Here is a 260-nt window from a genome sequence, read left to right on the forward strand (position 1 = left end):
CTGGGATCGCGGACCCGGTAGGGAACGCGGTCGGGGTAGGGATCGTGGGCCGGGTCGCCACCGTGGCTGGGATCGTGGTCCCGGCTGGGATCGCGGGCCGGGCTGGGGTCGCCCCGGTTATGGCTACGGTCGCAGCCGCGTCGTCTCCCGGTTGCAGCCGGGCTATTATGGGCCGGTGCGTCGCTGCTTCCGCGTATGGCGCTGATCTGACCACTGGATCCTGCCGCCCGACCCCCCCATATGCGCCGCGGGAGTCGGGC

At 72.3% G+C, this 260-nt stretch carries 1 pseudogene; it reads left to right on the forward strand.

Going from position 1 to position 260, the window contains the following annotated elements:
* Nucleotides 1–205 (forward strand): annotated as a pseudogene (locus PU683_RS22265) (hypothetical protein); the annotation flags it as partial.
* Nucleotides 206–260 lie beyond the last annotated feature (55 nt).

Origin of the sequence: Candidatus Kosakonia sp. 282A-S69, from assembly GCF_029433855.1 — a bacterium.
GTDB classification, from domain to species: domain Bacteria; phylum Pseudomonadota; class Gammaproteobacteria; order Enterobacterales; family Enterobacteriaceae; genus Kosakonia; species Kosakonia cowanii_A.